This is a genomic window from Pseudomonas sp. Irchel 3F6, assembly GCF_900187595.1.
Taxonomy (GTDB): Bacteria; Pseudomonadota; Gammaproteobacteria; order Pseudomonadales; family Pseudomonadaceae; genus Aquipseudomonas; species Aquipseudomonas siliginis.
This window is the reverse complement of record NZ_FYDP01000001.1, coordinates 928064-953794: the sequence shown is the minus strand read 5'-3', so window position 1 is coordinate 953794 and position 25731 is coordinate 928064. Positions and strand designations below refer to the sequence as shown.

The window sequence follows — 25731 nt, the reverse complement described above, 5'->3', positions numbered from 1 at the left end:
ACTAGAAAGCTTCGCCGTTATCCAGTTTCGCCAACAGCATCTGCCCGCGCTGCCACAGCGCGTCCTGCTTGGCCAGCGGCATGCGGTCGAGGTTCTTGTACATCATGCCCATGCGCTGATTGCCACGCAGAATGTCGCCGTGGCGCATGAGGAAATGCCAGTACAGCGCGTTGAACGGGCAGGCATCGTCCGCGCTGCTTTCCTTGACCTTGTAGGCGCAGTCGCCGCAGTAATCCGACATCCGATTGATGTACTGGCCGCTGGCACAGTAAGGCTTGGAGCCGAGATAACCGCCGTCGGCATGCATGACCATGCCCAGGGTGTTGGGCAGTTCGACCCAGTCGAAGGCGTCCATGTAGATCGCCAGATACCACTCACAGATTTCCTTCGGCGCAATCCCGGCGAGCAAGGCAAAGTTGCCGGTGACCATCAGCCGCTGGATGTGGTGGGCGTAGGCATGTTGCAGGCTTTGGCCGATGGCCTGGCGCATGCAGTTCATCTGTGTCTGCCCGGTCCAGTAGAACTCCGGCAGCGCACGCGTATTGCCGAACACATTGCCCTCGGCGTAATCCGGCATCTTCAGCCAGTAAACACCGCGCACGTATTCGCGCCAGCCGATCAACTGCCGAATGAAGCCTTCGGCCGCGTTGAGGCCGATGCTCCCCGACCAGTAGGCCGCCTCGACATCGCTGCACAGCTGGCGCAAATCGAGTAAGCCGATGTTCAGCGCGGCACTGATCCGCGCGTGAAACAGGAACGGTTCGTCGCTGGCCATGGCGTCCTGGTAATCACCGAAGCCGGCCAGCGCATAGTCGAGAAAGTATTGCCACAAGGCCAGGGCATCGGCGTGGGTCACCGGGTAGTTGAAGTCATCCAGCGTGCCGTAATGCGTGGCAAAGCGCTCGCCGACCAACGCCAGCACCTCTTGGGTGATTGCGTCATTGGCGAAACGTGCCGGGTAGGGCTGTTTGGCGTGTTTGGGCAGCGCCTTGCGATTCTCCGCATCGAAATTCCACGCACCGCCGACCGGCGTGCCGTCGCCATTGAGCAGCAGCCGACTCTTGCGCCGCATCTCGCGGTAGAAAAACTCCATGCGCAGCTGTTTCTTGCCGCTGGCCCAACTGGAGAACTCTTCGCGGGAGCAGAGGAAACGGCGGTCTGAATGCCAGTGCACGGGCAAGCCCGAATCTTTGATTGACTGCTCAAGGCGCCAGTCGCCGCATTCGGTGATATGAATCTGTTCGGCGCCGGTGAGGGTTTGCCAGCGCTGCAATTCGCCGGGGATGGAGCCGCTGTTATCCGGGTCGTCGAGGCGGACGTATTGGACGCGGTAGCCTTTATCGCGCAACGCCTCCGCAAAGTGGCGCATGGCGCTGAAGATCAGGGCGATTTTTTGCGGATGATGAGCGACGTGGGTCGCTTCCTCCATGACCTCGACCATCAGCAGCAGGTCTTGCTGGGGATCGAGTGGCTGCAGGGAGGCCAGGTCGAAAGACAGCTGGTCGCCGAGGATCAGGAGCAAGCGGTGGGCAGGGGGCATGGAGCTAAGTCCGGTGAACGATTCGAACTCCAATAGTTATACAGATTTTTTGATATGTATAGGTTTAGCGGCCACTGACATCCTATTGTGGGAGCGAGCCTGCTCGCGAAAGCGTCCTGTCAGTCAATACAAGTGCTGACTGACCCACCGCCTTCGCGAGCAGGCTCGCTCCCACAGGAACTTGTTTTGGGTTCTTAGGCGGGGTAGGTCGGATAGTCGATATAACCCTCGGCACCACCGCCATACACCGTCGCCGGATTCAACTGGTTCAACGGCCAGTCATTGGCAATCCGCGCCGGCAGGTCCGGGTTGGCCATGAACGGTCGGCCAAACGCAACGAGATCGGCCAGCCCCGACTCAAGCAATTGCGCGCCGGTTTTGGCGGTGTAGCGACCGGCATAAATGATCGCGCCGCTGAACGTGTCGCGCACGGCCCGGCGAAAGGTCTGCGGCATCGCTGGCGCGTTGTCCCAGTCGGCTTCGGCGATCGACAGGTAGGCGATGCCGAGGTCTTGGAGAATCTTGATCGCGGCAATGTAAGTGCTGTGCGGATCTTCCTCGACCAGGCCAAGATACGTCCGCGCTTCATCGGTGGTAGTGAACAACGGTGCGAAACGCACACCGACCTTGTCCTTGCCGATGCATTCGGCAACACCGGCCACCACTTCGCGCAAGAAGCGCAAGCGATTATCCAGTGAGCCGCCGTACTGATCGGTGCGCAGGTTGCTGTGGGCGGAGATGAACTGGTTGACCAGATAACCGTTGGCGCAATGCAGTTCGATGCCGTCGAAACCTGCATCCATCGCGTTGCGCGCGGCCTGGATGTACAGCTGAATCAGTTCCTGCACTTCATCGGTGCTCAGCGCGCGCGGAGCGGACGGCGGCACCAGTTCACCGACACCAGGCGCGGTTTCGATGAACACGCTGACGCGGTCCGTCGCCACCGCAGAGGCCGACACCGGCGCATCACCATTGGGCTGCAACGCCGTGTGCGAGACCCGACCGACGTGCCAGAGCTGGGCGAAGATCACGCCATCCACGGCGTGCACCGCCTCGGTGACTTTGCGCCAACCGGCGATCTGCTCCGGCGTATGAATGCCCGGCGTCCACGCATAACCCTGGCCGCGCGGTTCGATCTGCGTGCCCTCGGTGACCAGCAAACCGGCACCGGCGCGCTGCTGGTAATACTCGGCCATCAATTCGTTGGCGACATTGCCCGGTTGCGTGCTGCGCTGGCGGGTGAGAGGTGGCAGGACGATGCGGTTTTTCAGGGTGTGTGCGCCCAATTTGGCAGGCGTGAAGAAAGCGTTATTCATGGAGTAAGCCTTGAATCTGATTAGACCAGTCGACTAGTGACTGGGCAAAAAAACAACGCCGGGCGGTACGCACGCGGCGTTGATCGGGGTAGAGCGAGGGATTCAGCCGAGCATCTTCAACAGCTTTTGGGCAACGGCGGCGGAGCTGGCCGGGTTCTGGCCGGTGACCAGTTGACCGTCAGCGACCACATGCACCTGCCAGTCGGCAACTTTCGAATAGCGCCCGCCAAGACGCTGGAACTCGTCTTCGATGAGGAACGGCACCACGTCAGTCAGGCCGACCGCCGCTTCTTCGGCATTGGTGAAGCCGGTGACATCACGGCCCTTGACGATTGGCTGGCCGTCAGCGCGCACCACATGACGCAACACGCCGGGTGCGTGGCAGACAAAACCGTGAGGTTTGTTGGCGCGGTCGAAGGCTTCGATCAGCGCGATCGAGGCCTTGTCTTCGGCCAGATCCCACAGCGGGCCGTGGCCACCTGGGTAGAACACGGCGTCGAAATCCTCAGCCTTCACGTCAGCCAAACGGCCGGTGGTGGCGAGTGCCTGTTGTGCGGCCGGATCAGCGCGGAAGCGATCTGTTTCGGCAGTCTGCGCGCTTGGCTCATCGCTTTTCGGATCGAGCGGCGGCTGGCCGCCGGCGGGCGACACTAGCGTGACGTCGGCGCCGGCGTCCTTGAAGGCAAAGTAGGGCGCGGCGAACTCTTCCAGCCAGAAACCGGTTTTCTTGCCGGTGTTGCCGAGTTGATCGTGGGAAGTCAGAACCATCAAGATTTTCATATAGCACCCTTGGGTTGGTCTGGCATCGGCAGAAGGCGAGGGATTCGCTTGTTGTCGGTGCCGCATGAATTTGTGTGTCGGGGCGCAGCATAGTTTCCAATTAGACCAGTCGTCTAGTAATTTTTTCAGAAAATGTTTTTGCCCGTCGGTTATGGCAAACTCCCGGTCCTGAAAACTATACGACTGGTCTATTGTCTGGAATTTTGCGCACCATGAAGCCGACCTTTGACGACACCCGCCAACACTTGCTCGACACCGGCCACCGGATGATGGCCGAGAAGGGCTTCACCAGCGTCGGCCTCAACGAGATCCTGCAGACCGCTGGCGTGCCCAAGGGCTCGTTCTATCACTACTTCAAATCCAAGGAGTTGTATGGCCAGGCGCTGCTCGAGGATTACTTCGTCGACTACCTCGCCGACATGGAGCGCCGCCTGACATTGCCTGGGCTGACTGCGTTCGAGCGTTTGATGGATTACTGGCAGGGCTGGCAGAACCGCTGCACCCTCGAAGGCCACGGGGATGAATGCCTGGTGGTGAAACTCAGCGCCGAAGTCGCCGACCTGTCCGAATCAATGCGCCTGACCTTGCGCGACGGCGCCGAACGCATCGTCGCGCGCATCACCGAATGCATCGAACAAGGCCAAAATGACAAAAGCCTGCCCGAGGGCGATGCGCGGAAGTTGGCGGAGACGCTGTATCAGCTCTGGCTCGGCGCGAGTCTGCTGAACAAACTGCAGCGCACCGGGCAGTCGCTGGAAACTTCGATGGCGATGACCCGGCAGTTGTTGCGAGTCTGAGCCTCGCCGCAGATCCCTGTGGGAGCAAGCCTGCTCGCGATGGCGGCGGCACATCCAACATCTTCTTTAACTGACCCAATGCATTCGCGAGCAGGCTCGCTCCCACAGGAGATCTTTGTTGATTGGTGGGATTGGAGATCAGCAGGCCATTCAAAACTCAGGCAGAACTGCTGTCCTCTTCAGGCAGTTGGGCAAACCACTGCGCATACGGTGTATTGCTCACTTTGAATCGGTTGTAATCCGGGCTGCCGTCATCCCACCACACCGGCCCGCGCTCACCCAGCGCGACTTTGGCGTCGTTGACGCGAGCTCTCGCTGACTTCAACGCCTGTGCATCCTCCGCACGCTTTGCCTCTTTGACCGCACGCCGCGCTGACATGAGTTCGGCTACAAACGCCTCACGCTCGGCGGCTGGCAGTGATGGATTGCTGCAACGCCATAGCTGTTGCTTGACCACAAAATAGCGGCCATCGGGGGTGGTGGGGTACATGGGCGATATCCTGCGTGATCCAGTATCAGACCGGGTAGGACAACTCGCCGATGAGTTTATCCAGCGTAATCGGATAATCGCGCACCCGTACGCCACAGGCGTTATAGATCGCGTTGGCGATGGCCGCCGCCGCGCCGCTGATACCCAGCTCACCGACGCCTTTGGCCTTCAGCGGGGTGGCATACGGGTCGACTTCATCAAGAAAGATCACTTCCTGATGGGGAATGTCGGCGTGCACCGGCACCTCGTATCCGGCCAGATCGTGATTGACGAAAAAGCCGATTCGATGATCAACCGCCAACTCCTCCATCAATGCCGCACCTGCGCCCATGGTCATGCCGCCGATGATCTGGCTGCGCGCGGTTTTCGGATTGAGGATGCGCCCGGCGGCGCACACGGCCAGTTGCCGGCGCAGGCGAATTTCGCCGGTCGCCGCATTGACCGCGACCTCGGCGAAATGCGCGCCGAAAGTCTGCTGGGCAAAACGCTCGGCCAGATCGCCGTATTCCATGCGGTCCTCGCCCGTCAGCTCGCCATTGGCTGCGGCCTGAGCCAAGGCAACCTGCTGCGAGCCTGCGCGAATTTGCCCGTCGACAAACTCCGCTTGCTGCGGGTCAATCCCGACGGCGCGAGCGGCGGCTTCACGCAGTTTCACACACGCGGCATACACGCCGGCAGTGGAGGAGGCCGCGCCCCACTGGCCGCCGGAGCCCGACGATTCCGGAAACCGCGAATCGCCCAAGTGCACCACGACACGGTCCAGCGGCACGCCCATCATTTCGGCAGCGGTCTGGGCGATGATGGTGTAACTGCCGGTGCCGATGTCGGTCATGTCGGTTTCCACGGTGATGACGCCTTGACGATCGAGACGCACCCGCGCCGCCGAAGCGGTGGTCGGTGCGCCGCGAATCGCCGAGGCCAGCCCGATGCCGATCAGCCAGCCATCCTCACGGCGCTGAGCGGGTTGAGGGTTGCGCTGACGCCAGCCAAAGCGTTCGGCCCCAGTGTTCAGGCATTCCACCAACTGCCGTTTGGAGAACGGCCGCGCCGGTTGCTCCGGATCGACCTGCGAATCGTTGAGGATGCGCAGCTGCAGCGGATCCATCTGCAGCTTTTCGGCCAGTTCATCCATGGCGATTTCCAGCGCCATCATCCCCGGTGCCTCGCCCGGCGCGCGCATCGCCGAACCCTCGGCGAGATCAAGCACGGCGAGATTCAAACGGGTCATGCGATTGGCCCCGGCGTAAAGCAAGCGGGTTGACGCGGTGGCCGCTTCGGCGCGACCACCGCGCAGATTGCCCGACCAGCTCTCATGGCCGATCGCCGTGATCACGCCGTCACGGTTGGCACCGATGCGCAGGCGCTGAAGCGTCGCCGGACGATGGGTCAGGTTGTTGAACATCAGCGGCCGCGGCAGCGCGACTTTCACCGGTCGCCCGGCATGTCGAGCCGCCAGGGATGCCAACACTGCGTCGCAAAGAATCGTGCCCTTACCGCCGAAACCGCCGCCGATATACGGCGAGATCAGGCGCACATCTTCCTTGGCGATACCGAGGGTTTTCGCCAGATCGCGCACGCCCCAGTTGATCTGTTGGATCGATGTCCACAAGGTCAACTGCGTGCCACTCCAACGGGCAATGGTTGCGTGCGGTTCCATCATCGCGTGGGCCTGGTCAGGCGTGCTGTAGTGCTGATCGATTTGCACTGGCGCAGCGTTGAAGGCGCCTTCGAAGTCACCGACGCTGGTCTGCGGCGGCGGGCCGAAACCGGCCGGTGGCGGTGGGGTTGCGGAGTCTTTCGCAGCCGCCAGATCGAATGAACCTGGTTCGGCCACGTAGCGGATGTCGAGCAAGCCGGCGGCCGCGCGGGCCTGTTCAAAAGTGTCTGCGACGACAATCGCCACGGCCTGGTGATAGTGATCGACCTGCGGCCCGGCCAAGGCCCTGGCTACGTAAAACTCGCCTTTGGCCAATGGCCCGGCGTTTTCGTAAGTGACGATGGCAATCACCCCGGACGCTTCCCGCGCTTGCGTCGAATCAATCGAGGCGATGCGCCCCTTGCCGATCCCGGCGCCGACGATATAGCCGTAAGCGGCGTCCGGCACCGCTGCGTTTTGCTCGTAGGCGTAGGGGGCGGTGCCGGTGGTTTTCAGCTTGCCGTCGATGCGGTTGGCAGGTTGGCCGATGACGTTCAGTTGGTCGATCGGATTGGAGCCGGCCGGGGTGTCGAATTTCATCTGCAAATTCCTTTCAGACAGGCTGGCGACGCCCACGTAGCTCGGCGCAGCCATCGATTGACGTCGGATCTCTACGAGCCTAGGCCATCGACGCGCTGCTGATAATGCGCGGTTTCAGGATGGAGTGATGAATCCCGCTCACCAATCCTGATCAACATTACAAATAAGAATACGTTTCAATTACTAATGCGACCGTATACCATGCGCCGCGTTTTCATTGGCGGTTTTGCCCTTCGTTCTGGCCTATTCGTAAAGGTTTTCACCTCATGCGTCGAACTCTGCTTTCCATTTGTGTGCTGCAGGCGTTGTCTTCTTCCTCGTGGGCTGAGTCAGCCGAACCGACTTCTTCAACGCTTGAGCTGGAAGCCACCGATGTGGTCGGCACAGCTGATTACGAACGGGCAGACGGCCCGGTGCAAGGCTACCGCGCGACCCGTTCGGCCAGCGCCACGCGCACCGACACCTCGATTCATGAAACCGCGCAATCGATCAGCGTGGTGACCAAGGATGCCGTTGAAGACCTCGGCGCGACGCGTTTGCAGGATGCGCTGGATTACGCCGGCGGCGTCGGGCGGGCGAACAATTTCGGTGGGCAGGGCCTGACCACGTTCACCGTGCGTGGCTTCACTACGGGTGAGTTCTACCGCAACGGTTTCCCGATCAACCGTGGCTACCCGAACATGCCCGACGCCAACACCATAGAACGCCTGGAAGTGCTGCGCGGTCCGGCGACCATGCTCTATGGCCGTGGCGACCCAGGCGGTACCTTCAACGTGGTGTCGAAACAGCCGTTGCCCGAGCGCACCGTTACGTTAGGCAGCCAGTTGAACGACCAAGGCATGAAGCGCGGCACCCTCGACGCTTCCGGGCCACTCGACGAAGAAGGGCGTCTGGCCTATCGCTTGAATGTGGTGGGCGAGGGCGGTGACACCTTCCGCGATCATGTCGAGAACGAGCGCTACGGCATCACGCCGGTGCTGACCTGGCAGGCCACCGATGCGACCAAGCTGATTTTCGAAGGCGACTTCATGCGCAACAACGCGCCGCTCGATCGTGGCGTGACGCGCTACCCGGCGCAGATCGGCACCGCCTCGCGCGATACCTTCTTCGGCGAGAAGGACGTCGGCAAACTGCACAACGACAACAACATGGCGCAACTGCGGTTCGAGCACATGCTCAACGATGACTGGACCCTCGGCGGTGGTTTCCAGTGGCTCGACGGCTCGCTCAAGGGCAACGCGATCGAGGCCAACGGCATTGCCGCTGACGGCCGCACGCTGGGGCGCAACTTCAACTACCGCAAGCTGGAATGGACCGACAAGGACACCCAGCTCAACCTCACCGGGCATTTTGATACTGGCGGTCTGCAGCACACCTTGCTCACCGGCATCGAGTACGAAGATTACGACTACAAGTCGATCATCCAGCGCTCCAGCGGCGCGGTCAGTGCCTACCCGATCGACATCTTCAATCCGGTTTACGGCCAGCCACGCCCGGCGCTGACCCGCACGCCGACCCACGACAAAGAAAACCTCAAGACCTACGCCGCGTTCGTGCAGGATCAGGTCGCCCTGACCGACAAGCTCAAAGTCCTGGCCGGCGCGCGTTTCGAGCGCTTTGAGCATGACTATGAAACCTACGTGCCGGGCGGCAAGAGCTGGCAGGCCAGCGACAATGCCGTCACCCCGCGTATCGGCATCACCTACGATTTGACCGATACCCTGGCGGTGTACGCCAACACCGCGCGCTCGTTCAAGCCCAACACCGGCGCCAGCCGCGAAGGCGGCGGTTTCGCCCCGGAGAAAGGCAAGTCCTACGAGATGGGCGTGAAGTGGGAAGCGCTGGATCAGCAGTTGAGCGTCGACGCGGCGATCTACCAGATCGAAAAACGCAACGTGCTGACCACCGACCCGGTGGACTCCACCTTCAGCGTCGCCGCTGGTGAAGTACGCAGCCGTGGTTTCGACGTCAACGTCACCGGCAACCTCACCCCGGAGTGGCGAGTGGTCGGCGGTTACGCTTACGTCGACGCCGAGGTGACCAAGGACAACACGCTGCGCTCCGGCACCCGACTGCTGAACATCCCGAAGAACAGCTTCAGCCTGCTCAATATGTACGAATTTCAGGACGGCACGCTTAAAGGTCTGGGTCTCGGCACTGGCCTGAAATACGTCGACGAGCGCGCCGGGCAGACCGCCAACACCGCGTTTTCCATGGGCAGTTACACCGTGGTCGACCTGCTGAGCTTCTACAAGGTCAACGACAAGGTGCGCCTCAATCTCGATGTGAAAAACATCTTCGATCGTGACTACGAAGAGGGCGCCTTCGGCAACGTTTACGCCTACCCGGGGGCGCCGCGAACCGTGCAGGTGGGGATTTCCTACACGCTGTAAATCGCCGCAGCGGTTGCCGCCGACCCATGCTGGCCTGAGAGTGGCATGTCGAAATCAGACATCGGCATGCCGCACTCAGGCTAGTTGCGCGGCGGTCGGGCCACGTAAGGTGAAGCATCATTTCGTCGGCAAAGCGTCTGCGTCGCAGCTTTCGCCTGATGCCGACACCGGAAATGATGATCGCCTGACGCTCAGTCAGTGGCCCAAACGTCGATCATGAGAACAATAAGAACCCATGACTAGCCTGAACCCCAAGGACTCCAACGGTCAGTTGGCGCAAGGTTTCAAACCGCGTCACGTCACCATGCTTTCCATTGCCGGCATCATCGGCGCAGGACTTTTCGTTGGCTCAGGCCACGCCATCGCCGCCGCAGGACCTGCGGTGCTGCTCGCTTATCTGTTCTCCGGTCTGCTGGTCGTGCTGGTGATGCGCATGCTCGGCGAAATGGCCGTGGCGCACCCCGACACCGGCTCGTTTTCCACCTACGCCGATCAAGCCATTGGGCGCTGGGCCGGGTTCACCATCGGCTGGCTGTATTGGTGGTTCTGGGTGCTGGTGATTCCCATCGAAGCACTGGCCGCCGGTCACGTGCTCAATCAGTGGTTTCCCCAGGTCGATGCCTGGTTGTTCGCCTTGCTGTCGATCGTCCTGCTGGTGATCACCAACCTGTTCAGCGTGTCGAAATACGGCGAGTTCGAATTCTGGTTCGCCATGGCCAAGGTCATCGCAATCATCGGTTTCATCGGCCTGGGTTTTGCGGTGCTGATGGGCTGGATTCCCGAGCGCGAAGCCAGTGGCTTGAGCACGCTGATGGCCGAGCACGGCGGCTTTGCGCCGAACGGCATGTCGGCGGTGGTCGGCGCGTTCATCACCATCATGTTCAGTTTCATCGGCACCGAAGCGGTGACCATTGCCGCTGCGGAATCGAACAATCCGGCGCAGAACATCGCCAAGGCCACGCGTTCGGTGATCTGGCGTATCGGCATTTTCTATCTGCTGTCGATCTTCGTGGTGATTTCCGTGGTGCCGTGGAATGACCCGCAACTAGCCTCGGTCGGCTCCTACCAGCGCGCACTGGAACTGATGAACATCCCCAACGCCAAATTTCTCGTCGACGTTGTGGTGTTGATCGCGGTGGCCAGTTGCATGAACTCCTCGATCTACATTTCCTCGCGCATGCTCTATTCCTTGGGCCGACGCGGCGATGCGCCGCCGGCATTGAAGGTGACTTCGGGGGCGGGCGTGCCACGCGCGGCGGTGATCGCCAGCACGGTGATCGGCGCAGGCGTTACCTTGCTCAGCTATTTCATGCCGGCCGGGCTGTTCCAGTTCCTGCTCGCCAGCTCCGGCGCAATCGCCTTGCTGGTGTATCTGGTGATCGCCATTTCGCAGTTGCGCATGCGCCGCCGACTGGAACGGGAAAAGGTCGAAATGACCCTGCGCATGTGGCTGTTTCCCTGGCTTACCTGGCTGGTCATTGCCTTCATCTGTGCGGCTTTGGCAGTGATGATGATCACCCCTGAACATCGCCTGGAAGTGACTTCGACCATTGGCTTGGCGCTGCTGATTTCCTTCGTCGGATTGATCAGCAGCCGCCAGCATGGGCCGGCGGGCAGAGTGGCGGCGGTGAGCAAAGCCTAAGCAAACAACGCCTTGAGCCCACGGGAAAACCAGCCGTTCGGGCTCGAAGGCAGATGCTCACGTTGATTGAATGAGCCCGTCAACGCGCAGGTTTCACCGGCGAGCGAGCCCATCAGTTGCGGCAGCAAAAAACTGCGTTCGCATTCGCTGGCGGACAGTCCGGTTTTCTCTTGCGGCCAAACGACGCTGGTTTCGGCAAACGGCTTCATGGCACACCTCCTCAAAATTCAAACATCCAGCACCAGGGTGTCGCTGCCCTGCGCCGGGGCGGCGCAGCAGATCAGCACTTCGTCGTCCGCCAGGCGCATGGCCGGCGGGGTGAGGTAATGCACCTGGCCGCTGGTAAGGCGGGTTTTGCAGGTGCCGCAGGACCCGCCGCGACAGCTGAACTCCGGATTCAAGCCACGCGCCTCGGCCAGTTCGAGCAAGGTGCCGCTGCCCGGTTCCCAGCGTGCTTCCTTGCCGGACGTGGCAAACAACACCTTGACCGGCTCTTCGGCGACCGGTACTTGCGGCGGCGCCGGGGTGCTGATTTCGACATCGCGGATCAGCGTCGACGGGCCGAAGGTTTCGGCGTGGATGCGATCGTCCGGGATGCGCATTTTGCGCAGGCCGTCGTACAGCGCCTGGGTAAAACTGCCCGGGCCGCACAGGTAGAAATCGTAGTCATCCAGCGGCAGCAGGCTCTTCAGCAAGGCGATGTCGATGCGCCCGGCATGATCGTAACCCTGCGCTGTTGCTTCCAGCGGCGGCTGGCTGACCACGCGCAGCACCTTGACCTTGTCACCGGCGCGCGCAGCCAAGGCGTCGATTTCTTCGCGAAAGGCCAGATCCTCGACGGTGCGACTGCTTTGCACCACCCAGGTCGGGCGCATGCGGCTGATGCGTTTGCCCTGATAGACCACCTCGCGCAGCATCGACAGCAACGGCGTCACCCCAACCCCTGCGGCCAACAGCACCAGTGGCCGGCGTTCGGTGGCGTCGACGGTGAAGTCGCCTTGCGGCGCGCGGGCTTCGATCAAGTCCAATGCCTGAACGCGATCATGCAGATGCGAGGATACCGAGCCATCGCGTTTGACGCTGATACGCAGAAACTCGTCCGACGGCGCGCTGGACACGCTGTAGGTGCGGATCGACGCGGCATCCTGGCCGTCGAGCAAGACCTTGATCGGCAAGTGCTGGCCCGGTTCGAAGCGCGGCAGGCCGAAGCCGTCGTTAGCTTGCAGGTAAAACGAACGGATCTGCGGACTCTCATCGACTACACGCGTTACGTGCAGCGCACGCCATTGGTTGCGCAGCGCCTCGGCCTGCAGACGTTCGCGGGTCTGTTCCCAGCTGCCGGTCATTTGCGAATTGGGCGAATCGCCTTCCGGCTGCTCGGCCCAGCGCAGTGGCAATGCGGCCTGACGGTAAACGATGCGCTGCGGCCTGAAGCGCCACAGACGTTCGGCACCCTGGAACGCGGCGATTTGCGGATCATCGAGCAGCACTTCCGCGCTGCCGGTCATCTGCAACAGATCGCCGCTTTCAAAATCGATGAAGGTCAGCCCGGCGCGCGGGTTGAGCAGGATGTTGCCCAGAGTGTTGAAGAACAGATTGCCGGAGAAATCCGGGATGGTCAGGGTGCCGTCTTCGTCCATATGGACGAAACCGGATTTGCCGCCGCGATGGGACACATCGACCTGGCGCTCACCGTCGCGCACCACATAAGTGGCCACGTAGAACGAATCGGCGGCGGTGATCATGTCGCGCACCAAGGGTTCGCTGACCGGCAAGTCGAGCGCGGCATCGGTGGTTTCGTCGACGAACGCGTAATGGCGCAGATTGATGTAGCGCGGGCAGTTGCCGTAAGCCTGGGTCACGCCGATCTCGAGGCTGTTGTCAGCGCGGCGGCTGATGTTGCCGTTCATGCGATTGCGCCGACGGGTGTGCAGCTCGATGCCGAGCATGCCGATCGCGTCGCCGGGCTGCAGGCCTTGATTCGCCGGATCGTTAGGCTGGGCGTCGAGTTTGATCTTCAGCACCTGTGGCGACGGCGAATCCATGAAGCCCGGTTGACCGGTGCGCAGCGTCGCCCACGGGTCGCCCTGGCCATCAACGGCGCCGAGCACGACGAAGGGCAGTTGCGCATAGAACTCGCGGTGCTGATCCGGCATCCAGTCGCGGGCCAATTGCCGCTGGCCGACACCGACCATCATTTCTACCGCGCCGACGGCACGTTGCAGGGTCAGCTCACCTTCATGCCAGGGCGAGGGCTGCGGTTTCGACGCTGTGTCCATTTCGATTCTCCTCGGGTGCAAACGGGCCGGTGAGCCGCCAGGGGCTGAAGCTCAAGTGGGCTCATGTTCGCCCTCGGCCGGTTGCGAGGGAATGGCCAGAAACTGCAATCCACTGTTTCACGCGGTGAAATGATCCCTACGCGCGCCTAAGGACGAGGATGATTATTTCACTGGCTGAAATGCTCGATTGTATTTGCTGAGGATTCCGCGATTTGCGGCAGGGGAGCAGGATGAGCCCATCGACACGATCAGCGGGTCGACCTCAAATAATCCAGGAGCACGTCATGTCTCAGTCAGCCGTCAAACTGTATCGCCATCCGTTGTCCGGCCACTCGCATCGCGTCGAGTTGATGCTGTCCCTGCTGAATGTTCCGACCGAACTGGTGTTCGTCGACCTGATGAAGGGCGCACACAAAACCCCTGAATTCCTCGCCCTCAACCGTTTCGGCCAGGTGCCGGTGATTGATGACAACGGCACGGTGCTCGCGGATTCCAACGGCATTCTGGTTTATCTGGCGAGCAAATACGGCAACGGCCAGTGGCTGCCGAGCGATCCGGTCGAGCAAGCCAAGGTGCAACGCTGGTTATCGGTAGCTGCCGGGCAGATCAGCTCCGGCCCGGCCACGGCGCGCTTGATCACGGTGTTCGGCGCCGGTTACGACGCGGCTGATGCGATCAAGCGTTCCCACGCTTTATTGCAAGTGATGGAAGACGAGTTGGCCAACAGCGCATTCCTTGCCGGCGACAAGGCAACCGTCGCCGATGTGGCCGCCTACACTTACGTCGCCCACGCACCGGAAGGCAATGTCTCGCTGGACGAATATCCGAATGTTCGGGCGTGGCTGGAACGGGTCGAGGCGCTGCCGAAATTCGTCGGCATGCAGCGCACAGCGGTGGGCCTGCAAAGCGCTTGATATCAGCACACGCCAAAAAACCTTGTGGGAGCAGCTTGCCCGCGATAGCGGTGGGTCATTCAACGGTGATGTTGACTGACAGAATGCCTTCGCGAGCAGGCTCGCTCCCACGGGTTTGGCGTCAGCTGTCCCATCCATGCATTGGAAGACACTGTCTCGCTGGAGGAATATCCGAATGTGCGGGCGTACTGGCGGGAGTTGAAGCATTGCCCAAATTTAACTGTGTACACCAAACCCTGTGGGAGCGAGCCTGCTCGCGAAAGCGGTGTGTCATGCAACGGTGATGTTGACTGACGGAAAGCTTTCGCGAGCAGGCTCGCTCCCACATGATTTCACTGTGTTTTCGAGGTTTTTTACAGGTCCCCAGCTATGGATCGTTTTCAGGAAATGCGCATGTTCCTGGCCGTGGCCGAGGAGGGCGGCTTTGCGGCGGCGGCCCGGCGCTTGAACACCTCGCCCCCCAGCGTCACCCGCGCCATTGCCGCGCTGGAACAACGCATCGGCACGCGTCTGTTGTCGCGCACCACGCGCAGCCTGCACCTGACCGAAGCCGGGCATCGTTATCTGGACGATTGCCGAAGAATTCTGTGCGACGTCGACGAAGCCGAAGAGGCCGCTGCCGGCAGTTACCGGGTGCCGTGCGGGCACTTGAGCGTGACCGCGTCGGTATTGTTTGGCGAGTTGTTCATCGCGCCGTTGCTGGCGCAATATGTCGATGCGTTTCCTTCGGTGCATCTGAAGGCTTTGCTGGTTGATCGCGTGGTGAATATGGCGGAAGAGGGTATCGATGTCGCCGTGCGCATCGGCCATTTGCACGAGAACAATCAGCATGCAATCAAGGTCGGCGAGGTCCGTCAGGTGATCTGCGGCACCCCCGATTACTTCGCCCGCTATGGCCGACCGCAACATCCGAACGAGCTGAGCCGCGCCAATATCGTCATGTCGTCCGCCAGTCATTTGCTCAGCGATTGGCAATTCGCCCATGCCGATGGCCCGTTGAGCTTTCGCTTCGAGCCGCGTCTGGTGGTCACCGCGAATCAGGCGGCGATCAACATCGCCAGCTCCGGTTGGGGCATTACCCGGGTGCTGTCCTATCAAGTCGCCAGCCAGGTCGCGGCCGGTGAACTGGAATTGGTGCTGGAGGCCTTTGAGCCGCCGGCGTTACCGGTGCAACTGGTCTATCTGAAACATCCGCGCGTACCGGCGAAGGTGCGCACGTTTGTCGATTTCCTCAGCGAGCGGCTGCAACACCACCCAGCGCTGAAAGCCGTGAACAGGGTTCACGGCTAAGGCTTCAAGGTTCAACTCAACGCTGGATCACTTCCCGGCCGCAGCCGTTTCGATCAGGCTGGCAACGGCTTTCGGGTTGGACACCATCACCACGTGCGAAGCGCCTTTGACCACGACGGTCTGCTTGGAGTGCGCGCGCTCGGCCATGAACGCCAAGGCTTGCGCCGGGATGTTCTTGTCCTGGTCACCGTAGACGAAGTACGACGGCACGGTTTTCCATGCAGGCTCGGTGGCGGCTTCGTTGAGCGCGGCGACGGTCACCGGGCGTTGCGTGGCCGCCATCAACTTTGCATCTGCCTGAGAGACATCGGCAGCGAACTGAGCGTGGAATTTGTCCTGCTGGATGTACAAATCCTTGCCACCATCGGCCAGCTCAACCGGGGCCGACAGGGTCGGGCCAAGGGTGCTGCCGGGGAAACGCCCGGACAATTCGGCTGCGGTTTCACCCTTTTCCGGGGCAAAAGCGGCGACGTACACCAGCGCTTTGACATTGGCATTGCCGTAAGCGGCTTCGCTGATCACCGGGCCACCGTAGGAGTGGCCGACCAACACCACCGGAGTTTTCACGCTGGCCAGCACATCCGCCACCGATTGCGCATCACCCTTGACCGAGCGCAGCGGGTTCGCGGCGGCGATCACCGGATAGCCATCCTTCTCGAGAATCTTGACCACGCCGTTCCAGCTGCTCGAATCGGCAAAGGCACCGTGCACCAGCACCACGGTAGGTTTGACCGGCGCGGCGAACGCAGCGGTGGCGCCGAACATGGCGGCGGTAAGGGCGAGGGCTGCGAAGACTTTGTTCATGGTGATGTCCTGTCGATTGGTTAAGGTAGGAATGGAAGCGACAGTGGTATTTAGCGCGCTAAATGTGTCAGTTGTGTGTGCGCACGGCCGAACTTCGCATGCGTGTGTATCTGTGTCGGCGAAAGCTACACGCTGATACAAAGCGATCCATTCAATCAGATCGCGCGGCGGACTTTGCCCGGGGCCTCGCCGTAGATTTCCTTGAATTTCTTGCTGAAGGCAGCCTGCGACTGATAGCCGACCTGCACGGCAATGTCATTCAGGCCCAGATGCGAATGGCTGAGCAGACTGAACGCCAGCTCCATGCGCAATTGAGTCAGCAGCACCCACGGCGACACGCCAGCGACCCGGGCGAAGGTGCGCATGAACGTCGCGCGGGACATGTTCGCGGTGTCGGCCATGGCTTCGATGGTCCATTCGTGCGCCGGGTCGGCCAGTATCGCCTGACAGGTGCGGCCCAGGCGCTGGTCGCCGAGCAGCGCCAGGGTGCTTTTGTCCTGCTCCGCACGGGCCAGGTGCGCCCGCAGAATCAAGGTGAACAAGGCTTGGGACAGTGAGTCGAGGAGAAAGCGTGCACCCGGCTGTTCGCTGTCGGCTTCGCTGCGCAATAGCGCGACCAGGGCTGTCAGTGGCGCATCCACCGGCAAACCATCGTTGGCAATCAACAGGTAATCGGGGAGGGCGGCGAACAGCATCGACGCGCGGTTGTAATGAAAGCCACCGCAGAGCATGTCCAGATCGGCGCTCGCGCCGCCCAGCCGATAGATCGGCAACACCCCGCCGGGAATCAGCGTTGGCAGCATTGGCGCTACATCTTTACCGCCGCTGTGCAGCACATGCGGCGTGCCCCGTGGCAACAACAGAATATCGCCAGCGCGCATCGCCAGGCGTTGTCCGCTGGCCAGTTCTACCCGGCATTCACCTTTGAGCACGACGTGATAGGGCGCCTTGCCCAAGGCTTCCTGTTGATGATCGCGCGCCCAGTCGCCCTGAAACTGGCAGCGCAGATCAAGACTGCCGCGCACGTTGGCCAGGCTGATGAGCTTATCGAGCGAGTTCATTGGCACCCATCACGAAGGAATCCCCAAAGTTGAGACGATTGAGCAAGACGTTGAGCATGACCGACAAAAGCGCGATTCGATAGCACCGCAGACTGACTCCACTTTCATTGATCTGGAGACGTCGCATGTTCACCTCAATCAACGCCGGACTACAACAGCTCGGCAAACTCGATCGCCTCGGCATCCCGCTGATGCGCGTGGCCATCGCCATCGTGTTCCTGTGGATCGGCGCGTTGAAATTCGTCCCGTACGAAGCCGACAGCATTACGCCTTTCGTCGCCAACAGCCCGGTGATGTCGTTCTTCTACGAACACCCGCAGGACTACAAGGCGCACCTGACCCATGAGGGCGAGCTGAACGCCGACAAGCGCGCCTGGCAGACCGCGAACAACACCTACGGCTTTTCCACCGGGCTTGGCGTGGTGGAAATTCTCATCGGTCTGCTGGTCCTGTCCAACCCGCTTTCTCGCCGCACCGGCCTGCTCGGTGGTGCCTTGGCGTTCGCCACGCCGCTGGTGACCCTGAGCTTTCTGGTTACCACGCCGGAAGCCTGGGTTGCTGCGCTGGGTGATGGTCAGCACGGTTTTCCCTATCTGTCCGGTGCCGGACGCCTGGTGCTCAAGGACGTCCTGATGCTCGCCGGAGCACTGCCGGTAATGGCTGATTCCGCGCGCCAATTGCTGACTGAACGTCAGGCCTGAATTCCTCATCCTTTATAGAGAGATCACACCATGAAAACGCTTTTTGCTTTGGCCCTGGCCATCCTCGCCGGCAACGTGTTCGCCGCCACCGAACCTGCGCAGACCGGCGTGCCACTGGATATCGCCAAAACCATCAGCATCACCGACACCAGCGCCGCCTGCGGAATTGTTCCGGTGGAAGTCGTCTATGAAGACAGCCACGGCCAGCGGCATGTCGCCACGTACAACGTGCTCGGCAATGGCTGCGGTGGCGATTAGCTCAGGTTTGGCCCATAACTGCAGCGGACTCGAATTGCTCAGTCCGCTGCAGCGTTTCCGGAACAGCGATCAACAGCAGCAGGAATGCTGCCGCTGCAATTCCGGCGAGAGTCAGGAATGCCGCGCTGTAACCGGCGGCCTCGACGACAAATCCGGCCAGCCCATTGCTCAGCGCCGCGCCCAGACCAAACGCTGTGGTCAGCGCGCCGAGGCTGACATTGAAATGCCCGGAGCCGAGGGTCAGATCCTTGACCATCACTGGAAACAGCGCACCGAACAAACCAGCGCCGACGCCGTCGAGCAACTGCACGGCGACCAGCCAATACGGATCATCCGAGAAGGTGTAGAGCAAGCCACGCAGCGGCAGGATCAGAAAACCCGCCAGCAATAGCGGTTTGCGCCCCCAGACATCGGCTTTCGCACCGGCCAGCAGCGCCATCGGCACCATCACCAGTTGCGCGGCGACGATACACGCCGACGTCAGCGGCGTGGCCATGTGCAAGTTGGCTTGCGCGAGTTTCTGGCTCACCAGCGGCAGCATCGCCGCGTTGGCCAAGTGAAACAGCGCGCAGCACAGGGCAAACATCAGCAACGGGCGATTGCTCAGCAGTACCTTGAACCCGGACGGCTGATGGCTTTGATCGCCAGGCTGCAAACCGCGCGCGACGTCGTGATCTATCGCTTCTGCCGAAACGAACAGCACGGCAATCACACTGGCCAGCGCCATGACCGCCATCAGATAAAACACCGCCACCGGACCAAACAGATAGGCAAACAAACCCGCCAATAACGCCGCGCACGCGTTGCCGGCATGGTTGAACGTCTCGTTGCGACCGGTACGCCGGGTGAATGCTCGCGGGCCGGTGATGCCCAGGGTGATCGCGGAGATGGCCGGGGCAAAAATAGATGCTGCCGCCGCGCTCAAGGCTTGGGTCAACGCCACCAGACTGAATGAAGTAATGAACGGCAGCACCAGGCAACTCGCCGTCACCAACAGCGCGGCGATGATGATCAGCGCCCGTTTCGCCCGGCTGCTGTCAACCAGCGCACCGGCCGGTGTCTGCGTGACCAGCGCGGCGATACCGGCGAGGGTCATGACTACACCGATGCTGGCCGGGTCCCAGTGGTGCACGGCGAGCAAGTAGATGGCGAGGTACGGCCCGAGGCCGTCGCGGACATCGGCGAGAAAGAAATTCAGACTGTCCAGCGAGCGGTTGTTGCGGCGATCGAGATGGCTGATCACGGGGGGCAGTCTCTTGAAAGTGAGGTCTGCGTAAATGTATCAACCTCGGCAAACCTAATGACCGAAGCGGCGGGGGATTAGTTGCAGGACGGCGGAGCAGTTGCTGCTCCGCAGATATTCAAGCGTCAGGCGTTTGCAGTACTTCGATCCATAACGCGCCTTTGCCGGAGGCCGCTTCACCGACACGCTTCAGCGCGCCATCCTTGCTCACCGCGTACGTACCGACCTTGGCGCTTTTCTCGCCCGTCACCAGCAGCCAGCGGCCATCGGGGGAGAAGGCGATATTGCGTGGTTGTTGTTCCTGCACTGAGTAGTTATCGAGGAACTTCAGTCCTCCGGTTGCCGGATCCACGGTAAATGCCGAAACGCTGCTGCTGGTGCGCTCACTCATCAGCAGCAGTTTTCCATCCGGCGACATGCGCAGGTCGGCAGCCCAGATGCGCGGGGTCGGATCGTCTTTCAAATCGTTGTTGCGCGCATCCCGAACTTCGCCGTGGGCCAGTTGCAAACGCTCGGGAATGCCGTTGGCCACAGCGATTTGCGTTAACGCGCCGCTGGCGTCGTTGATTGAAAACGCAGTCACGGTGCCGCTCATTTCACCGACCACGTAAAGGAATTTGCCGTTCGGCGAGAACGCCAGGTGCCGAGGGCCGGTGTTGTCCGGGACGCTGACCGAGCCGTTGCCGATCGGGCTGAGTTCGCCAGTCTTGGCATCCAGGCGATATTGCAGCACCTTGTCGGTGCCCAGGTTGCCAGCGTAGGCAAAGCGATTGCTCGGCTCGGTGCGAATCGAATGGGCATGCAGGCCGGTCTTGTAGCGAACGATATCGGCGGAAGGTTGCTGATCCTCGCCGATCTTCTGAACGCTGAGGGTGTCGGCGCCGTAGGACGCGGCGAGCAGGTAGCGACCTTTTCGATCGGTCGACAGGTAGGCCATGCTCTCTGCCAGGGGCGCTTGGGTGAATTTTGTCAGGCGACCGCTTTGGCGATCGATCCGGTAACCCAGCACCTGAAAGGGTTTGACGCGCAAGGCTGCAAACAGCACCTTGCCATCCGGGGAGAGAGCCATGGGATTGACCTGATCACCGGCCTGAATCTGCTCAACGAGGGTGAGCGCGCCATTGCTCTGATCAAGGCGATACTGCGAGATCAGACCGTCACCGGGGCTTGAGATGTAGGCATAGGTGGCGGCATTGGCCGTCACGCTCAACGTGGAGGCGAGCGCAGCAATCAAGAGCGTTCTGTTCATCATTTTAGCCTTATTGTTGTTGTGATCAGTCATCCTATGAGTGATTGGCGAAGGCTTCAATGTCTATTTCATGCAGCTGGAACGTCGCCTAGCCTGGTTTTATAGACGCGTATTAGAGGATGTTGATCAGCAGAAATGATCGAGCAGCACGGTAATCAGCGAGTTGTGAAACATTTTTACATACTCTCCTGTTAGCGTTGTTGTACGACATCCTACCTAATGTGCGCACTGCATCAATTCTCACAAAAACAATAACGGAGATACCCCTATGACGAGCATGGCTCCACTCGATCATCAGGCCGCTGCGAAACCGCAAAACCTGTTCCTGCGAACGCTGAAACTGCTCGGCCCCGGCATTATCGCCGTGCTGTCGTGGCTCGGTGCGGGTGACCTGATCACATCCTCCGTGGCCGGTGCGAACTACGGCTACGCCATGATGTGGGTGCTGGCGGTCTCGCTGTTGCTCAGGTACCTGATCGTCAACATCATTGCCCGGTTCCAGCTGTGCAATAACCAAGGCATGACCATTCTGCAGGGCTACGCCCAGCTCAACCCGGTGTTCGCCTGGTTCATGCTGGTTTATGCCCTGTTGATGGGGCACTTGATGAACGCCTACATGATCAAGGGGGCAGGGGAGTCACTGGCGATGCTGTTCAAGATCGATCAGCCATTGCTGTGCTCGGTGGCGGTGGTGCTGGCGGTCTGGATGCTGGTCGGGCGCAACATCTACACGATGATCGAAGGCGTGATGAAGCTGCTGCTGGCGATCATGACCCTGGCGTTTATCGCCCTGGCGGTGATGTCCGGTCCGGATGTCACAGGCATCATCAAAGGCACCATCGGCTTCAGCATTCCGCCGGACGAAGGCGTGCATGGCGCGTTGCTGGTGGCGGTTTCAGTGATCGGCGCGGTTGCCGGTTCGATCGCCAACTTCGTGCACCCCTATGTCATGCGCCAGAAAGGCTGGACCGGGCCGCAGCACAAGCGCATTCAGCGTAACGATCTGCTGTTTGCGGTGTTCGTCGGGATCATCATCAACCTGGCGATCTGGATTGTTGGCGCGGAAATCCTGCGGCCCAACGGCATAGAGGTGAAAACCTTGGGCGATCTGGGCAAGGCACTGGAAATCTTCTTCGGCCCGATTGGCTGGTATGTGTTCTTCATCGGCGTTTTCGCGACCTTGTTTGCCAGTATTTCAGGCAAGACCACAGCGTTTCCGATGCTGATCACCGATGCCTTCCAGCATGTTCGTCCTGAGCGCCGCGAGAAGTACGGCAAAGAGTTCCATCACGACCCGATGCACAAGTGGTTCATGCTGTTCATCCTGGTCACGCCGCTGATCTGGTCGATGCCGGGCATGCCGGATTTCGTCACCCTGACCATTGGTGTCAGCGCATTGAATATCATTGGTTTGCCGGTGATTTCCCTGGGCTTGCTGATCATGTCCAACCAGAAATCGTTGTTGGACAAGCAATACCGCAACAACCTGTTTGAAAACATCGCGCTGTTGTTTGCCACGGGTCTGGCGCTTTGGGTGGCCTTTCAGCTGGGCGTTGATCTGTTTACTTGATGAGGCGCAGTCGAGGGGGCACACGCCCCCTCGAATCGCCGCTTACAACGGCACATCCATTTCGATCCGGCGCCAGGCCGCTTCGGAAAAGCTGTACACCGAAAACGCGATCAGCCCCAAGGCCATCAGCATCAACAGCACGCCGCCTGCCGGCAGATTCTGCAAAGCATCCAGCGCTTCCTTCATGCCGGGTGGATTGGTTGCCTGGTAAACCGAGCCACTGACCGCCATTAACACTGCAATCTCGATAAACACCACGCCTCGGGCGATCAAGCCAAAGCGCGACACCGGGCGCACGTAGCGCATCACTTCGTCATCTGCCTCGAAGTATTTCTCGAACGTGGCCTTCCAGCCTTTGATGATGTGGGCGATACCGACACCCAGCGGGATCAGCGCGATCAGGTAGATCAACAGGTTCGAATGCTCGAACGACAGCAGCTGCGCAAGCAGATCCTTGGTCTTGCCATCCCCGGAACCGCCCGAGCTCCTGAGGCCACTCACCAAGAGGCCCAAGGCAAAGAAGGCCAGCGCCGCGTTGACCAGACCGCCGGCGAGCAAACCTGCGCGAATGACCAGACCTTTGAACTCGCTGCCGTGGTGGTCGACATCGCGGATCGCTTGCAACGCACGCCACGCGGCGAAGGCCAGCAGGCCGGCGACCACAACACCGATCAGCACATAGCCGAATGGCTGACTGAGTAATGCTTCGAGGCTCTTGTGGCTGTCTTTCGGTTTGGTGGAGTCGTGCGCTGCCAACAGCGCGAAGATACCGATAATCAGATACAGAACACCGCGCGCGGCGTATCCGCCTCGGGCAAGCAGGACAAGCGTGTGTTGAGTGGACATGGGGTTTACTTCCAGGGAATCGATGTGAAGCAGACCCGTGGACGGGACAGGGGTTCGATAAATGCGTCGCCCTTGGGCGACGCGCGCCTTATCAGCCTGCCATTCAGTGCTCGCCGCGCTTGAGCCTCATAAAGGCGTGGTCAGCGAAAACGGAATGCGCAGCTCTTCAACCGGCCCTGAATCCCGACCGCACATTTCGTCGTGCACGCATTGTTGCACCAGTACGCAGGGAAACGCCGGCACGGTTTGCAGCAAGTCGCGCAGGTGGGTGATCGAACGCAGGTGCATTGGCTTGGCCGCGTCATCGAGCAAGGTGAACTGGCCTTGATCCACGCGAATCCTCGCCAGATAAAAACCACCTTCGAGTGACAGCAGCTCCAGTTCGCGAACTTCACTGTTGGCCGCACGTTCGGTGAGGGTTTGCAGATTCATGCTTCACTCCTTGCCTACCAGGGCAGGCGTTCTCCATCGTAGGCGAAGAAATGGCCGCTATCGGCCGGCGTCAGCGTGTCAATCAGACTCAGTAATTGCGCAGCGGCAATGTCTGCCGGGCGGGCGCTCGAGGCCCCGCGAAAAGGTTGCGACAACGGCGAAACCACCGTGCCCGGGTGCAGACTGAGCAAGCGGCTCTGCGGGCGCGTGCGCGAAAGCTCGATGGCGGCGGTCTTGATCAGCATGTTCAGCGCAGCCTTGGAGGCGCGATAGGCGTACCAGCCGCCCAAACGGTTGTCGCCGATGCTGCCGACTTTTGCCGAAAGCATCGCCATCGCGCCTTGAGGTGCAAGCAATGGCAGAAAGTCGCGCAGCAGCAATGCAGGCCCCAGCGTGTTGACCTGGAACACGGCCTGCAGCGACTCGGCGTCGATCGCGCTGTAGCTTTTTTCCGGCTTGATCCGGTCACGATGAAGGAGGCCGGCTGCGTGAATGATCAGGTGAAAGGGCGCTTCGTCTGCCAGTTCAGCGGCGGCGCTGGCGATCGTTTCGGGTTGCTCGAGGTCGAGCTTCGGCACAGTCTGGCGTCCCAGCGCACGGACGCTGGCGCAACGTGGATCCTGTTTCAAATGTTGGCAAAACGCCGTGCCGAGGGCGCCACTGGCGCCGATCACCAAGGCGCGATAACCGTCGCCGAACGAGGTCAGGGTCAACCCACTCCTCATGGGTTCGCCCCAGCGTTCTGGCGCCGGAAGAACACCGTCACCTGACCGACCTCAATACCCCACTTGGACATACTCGTGCGGTTGATCAGCGTGTCCTCGTCGACCAGGTACATCCAGTCGTCCATGCTCATTTCGTAGGTCGAATCGTCAACTGGCAGGTTCAGGCGATAACGCCAGTGGAAGGTGTTTCCAGCGATCTGGCCCTGAGCAACCCCGACCACATCGTGCGCGCGACCGCTCCACTGACCATTGCCCCCGGGAGTGAGGGTCCAGACTCGGCGTTCACGGGTGCCGTCGCTGTAACGGAAGCGCTCGTCGAGGATCAGGTTTTCACCTTCACGACGGCTGGCGATATCGACCTCGAAACGCTTGACCACTTCGCCGTTGCGCTTCTGGAACATCCCCCAGGCTTTGACGGGCTGGCTGAAAAACTGCTCCAGATTCAATGCCGGTTGCTGATCCGCGTAACGAGCAACATCGACACTGCCGCAGCTTGCGATGCTGAGCGCCAGTCCTAACAGCAGCAGAAATCGGGTCATGTGCCTACTCCTTGAGCTTGTACAGGTAACAGATTATGTATAGGCCTAGCGCCGTCCGATGAGCTGGAGAAATTCCTGCCGCGTCGTCGAGCTGTCGCGAAAGGCACCGAGCATGACAGAGGAGGTCATGATCGAGTTCTGCTTCTCAACACCGCGCATCATCATGCACATGTGCCTGGCTTCAATAACCACCGCGACACCGGCAGCATCGGTGATCTGCTGGATCGCCTGAGCAATCTGCCGAGTAAGGTTTTCCTGGATCTGCAGGCGCCGCGCGAACATGTCGACCACCCGCGCCACCTTCGACAGCCCCAACACCCGGCCAGTGGGGATATACGCCACATGCGCCTTGCCAATAAACGGCAGCATGTGATGCTCACACAGCGAATAAAGCTCGATGTCGCTGACGATCACCATTTCATCGCTCTGCGACTCGAAGAGCGCGCCATTGGTGACGTCTTCCAGGCTCATCCCGTAACCATTGCACAGGTATTGCATCGCCTTGGCGGCGCGCTGGGGCGTATCCAAAAGCCCCTCACGCTCGGGGTTTTCGCCGACGCCAACGAGGATTTCACGGTAATGGCTGGCTAATAGTGGGCTCATTCGGGTCACTCGTGGCGGTGCTG

Annotated in this window: 24 protein-coding genes; 8 read left to right on the top strand and 16 right to left on the bottom strand. The window is 60.7% G+C overall.

The features are described from left to right. Position 1 precedes the first annotated feature (1 nt). From CKW30_RS04245 to CKW30_RS04235, 3 genes are all read right to left on the bottom strand, one after another. Positions 2 to 1540 carry a cryptochrome/photolyase family protein gene (locus CKW30_RS04245; protein ID WP_095180059.1) on the bottom strand — a complete coding sequence of 513 codons (1539 nt, stop codon included), beginning with the start codon at positions 1538 to 1540 and terminating at the stop codon, positions 2 to 4. A gap of 194 nt (positions 1541 to 1734) precedes the next feature. Continuing rightward, positions 1735 to 2856, bottom strand: a complete 1122-nt coding sequence (locus CKW30_RS04240) for an alkene reductase (RefSeq protein WP_095180058.1) — start codon at positions 2854 to 2856, stop codon at positions 1735 to 1737. 102 nt (positions 2857 to 2958) lie between these two features. Further along, a complete protein-coding gene (locus CKW30_RS04235) occupies positions 2959 to 3636 on the bottom strand; it encodes a type 1 glutamine amidotransferase domain-containing protein (RefSeq protein ID WP_095180057.1) in 678 nt (225 codons plus the stop codon). A 212-nt stretch (positions 3637 to 3848) separates the two neighbouring features. Between CKW30_RS04235 and CKW30_RS04230 the strand changes: the two genes are divergently transcribed. Then, on the top strand, positions 3849 to 4433 hold the full coding sequence (locus tag CKW30_RS04230) for a TetR/AcrR family transcriptional regulator (RefSeq protein WP_056786121.1): 585 nt from the start codon (positions 3849 to 3851) through the stop codon (positions 4431 to 4433). Between the two features lie 157 nt (positions 4434 to 4590). Here CKW30_RS04230 and CKW30_RS04225 read toward each other — a convergent pair whose 3' ends face one another. Both CKW30_RS04225 and paoC read right to left on the bottom strand, forming a co-directional pair. Next, the gene (locus tag CKW30_RS04225) at positions 4591 to 4923 is read right to left on the bottom strand and encodes a hypothetical protein (protein ID WP_041480322.1); all 333 of its coding nucleotides are present in this window, start codon (positions 4921 to 4923) and stop codon (positions 4591 to 4593) included. A 25-nt stretch (positions 4924 to 4948) separates the two neighbouring features. Then, positions 4949 to 7159, bottom strand: a complete 2211-nt coding sequence (gene paoC, locus CKW30_RS04220; protein WP_095180056.1) for an aldehyde oxidoreductase molybdenum-binding subunit PaoC — start codon at positions 7157 to 7159, stop codon at positions 4949 to 4951. 266 nt (positions 7160 to 7425) lie between these two features. On the opposite strand from paoC, the gene CKW30_RS04215 reads away from it, so the two are divergent. Together CKW30_RS04215 and gabP are read left to right on the top strand one after the other, a co-directional pair. Next, positions 7426 to 9552, top strand: coding sequence for a TonB-dependent siderophore receptor (locus CKW30_RS04215; RefSeq protein ID WP_095180055.1), 2127 nt, complete (start codon positions 7426 to 7428; stop codon positions 9550 to 9552). Between the two features lie 235 nt (positions 9553 to 9787). After that, positions 9788 to 11194: a GABA permease gene (gene gabP / locus CKW30_RS04210; RefSeq protein ID WP_095180054.1), complete on the top strand. Its 1407-nt coding sequence runs from the start codon at positions 9788 to 9790 to the stop codon at positions 11192 to 11194. Here gabP and CKW30_RS04205 read toward each other — a convergent pair. Further along, positions 11191 to 11403 (bottom strand): hypothetical protein, encoded by a 213-nt coding sequence (locus tag CKW30_RS04205; RefSeq protein ID WP_041480326.1) that lies wholly within the window; start codon positions 11401 to 11403, stop codon positions 11191 to 11193. The two genes, gabP and CKW30_RS04205, sit on opposite strands and share 4 nt — an antisense overlap. Positions 11404 to 11421: 18 nt before the next feature. Next, positions 11422 to 13473, bottom strand: coding sequence for a pyridoxamine 5'-phosphate oxidase family protein (locus CKW30_RS04200; RefSeq protein ID WP_095180053.1), 2052 nt, complete (start codon positions 13471 to 13473; stop codon positions 11422 to 11424). Positions 13474 to 13757: 284 nt separating this feature from the next. Between CKW30_RS04200 and CKW30_RS04195 the strand changes: the two genes are divergently transcribed. Further along, positions 13758 to 14387 carry a glutathione S-transferase family protein gene (locus CKW30_RS04195; RefSeq protein ID WP_056786106.1) on the top strand — a complete coding sequence of 210 codons (630 nt, stop codon included), beginning with the start codon at positions 13758 to 13760 and terminating at the stop codon, positions 14385 to 14387. A gap of 369 nt (positions 14388 to 14756) precedes the next feature. Further along, positions 14757 to 15677 carry a LysR family transcriptional regulator gene (locus tag CKW30_RS04190; protein WP_041480329.1) on the top strand — a complete coding sequence of 307 codons (921 nt, stop codon included), beginning with the start codon at positions 14757 to 14759 and terminating at the stop codon, positions 15675 to 15677. A 27-nt stretch (positions 15678 to 15704) separates the two neighbouring features. On the opposite strand, the gene CKW30_RS04185 is transcribed toward CKW30_RS04190, so the two are convergent. Beyond that, positions 15705 to 16481 carry an alpha/beta fold hydrolase gene (locus CKW30_RS04185; protein WP_095180052.1) on the bottom strand — a complete coding sequence of 259 codons (777 nt, stop codon included), beginning with the start codon at positions 16479 to 16481 and terminating at the stop codon, positions 15705 to 15707. 155 nt (positions 16482 to 16636) lie between these two features. Then, positions 16637 to 17542, bottom strand: a complete 906-nt coding sequence (locus CKW30_RS04180; protein WP_095180051.1) for an AraC family transcriptional regulator — start codon at positions 17540 to 17542, stop codon at positions 16637 to 16639. A 125-nt stretch (positions 17543 to 17667) separates the two neighbouring features. Between CKW30_RS04180 and rclC the strand changes: the two genes are divergently transcribed. Together rclC and CKW30_RS04170 are read left to right on the top strand one after the other, a co-directional pair. Further along, complete coding sequence (gene rclC / locus CKW30_RS04175; protein ID WP_095180050.1) at positions 17668 to 18243, top strand: reactive chlorine resistance membrane protein RclC; 576 nt, start codon at positions 17668 to 17670, stop codon at positions 18241 to 18243. A 30-nt stretch (positions 18244 to 18273) separates the two neighbouring features. Then, positions 18274 to 18501: a DUF2790 domain-containing protein gene (locus CKW30_RS04170; RefSeq protein ID WP_095180049.1), complete on the top strand. Its 228-nt coding sequence runs from the start codon at positions 18274 to 18276 to the stop codon at positions 18499 to 18501. A gap of 1 nt (position 18502) precedes the next feature. Here the strand turns inward: CKW30_RS04170 and CKW30_RS04165 are convergent, their stop codons facing one another. Next, positions 18503 to 19744: an MFS transporter gene (locus CKW30_RS04165; RefSeq protein ID WP_095180048.1), complete on the bottom strand. Its 1242-nt coding sequence runs from the start codon at positions 19742 to 19744 to the stop codon at positions 18503 to 18505. A 118-nt stretch (positions 19745 to 19862) separates the two neighbouring features. Next, positions 19863 to 20996, bottom strand: a complete 1134-nt coding sequence (locus tag CKW30_RS04160; RefSeq protein ID WP_371857515.1) for a lactonase family protein — start codon at positions 20994 to 20996, stop codon at positions 19863 to 19865. A 274-nt stretch (positions 20997 to 21270) separates the two neighbouring features. Here CKW30_RS04160 and CKW30_RS04155 point away from each other — a divergent pair, with 274 nt between their 5' ends. Then, a complete protein-coding gene (locus tag CKW30_RS04155) occupies positions 21271 to 22563 on the top strand; it encodes an Nramp family divalent metal transporter (protein WP_371857525.1) in 1293 nt (430 codons plus the stop codon). Positions 22564 to 22605: 42 nt separating this feature from the next. Here CKW30_RS04155 and CKW30_RS04150 read toward each other — a convergent pair whose 3' ends face one another. From CKW30_RS04150 to folE, 5 genes are all read right to left on the bottom strand, one after another. Further along, positions 22606 to 23409, bottom strand: a complete 804-nt coding sequence (locus tag CKW30_RS04150; RefSeq protein WP_016774775.1) for a DUF1206 domain-containing protein — start codon at positions 23407 to 23409, stop codon at positions 22606 to 22608. 126 nt (positions 23410 to 23535) lie between these two features. Beyond that, on the bottom strand, positions 23536 to 23841 hold the full coding sequence (locus CKW30_RS04145; RefSeq protein WP_016774774.1) for a DUF6482 family protein: 306 nt from the start codon (positions 23839 to 23841) through the stop codon (positions 23536 to 23538). Between the two features lie 14 nt (positions 23842 to 23855). Next, complete coding sequence (locus tag CKW30_RS04140; RefSeq protein WP_095180045.1) at positions 23856 to 24566, bottom strand: SDR family oxidoreductase; 711 nt, start codon at positions 24564 to 24566, stop codon at positions 23856 to 23858. Beyond that, on the bottom strand, positions 24563 to 25105 hold the full coding sequence (locus CKW30_RS04135) for a DUF3833 domain-containing protein (protein WP_095180044.1): 543 nt from the start codon (positions 25103 to 25105) through the stop codon (positions 24563 to 24565). Before CKW30_RS04135 ends, CKW30_RS04140 begins: the two co-directional genes overlap by 4 nt. Positions 25106 to 25150: 45 nt before the next feature. Beyond that, positions 25151 to 25708, bottom strand: coding sequence for a GTP cyclohydrolase I FolE (gene folE, locus CKW30_RS04130; RefSeq protein ID WP_041480339.1), 558 nt, complete (start codon positions 25706 to 25708; stop codon positions 25151 to 25153). Positions 25709 to 25731: the final 23 nt, after the last annotated feature.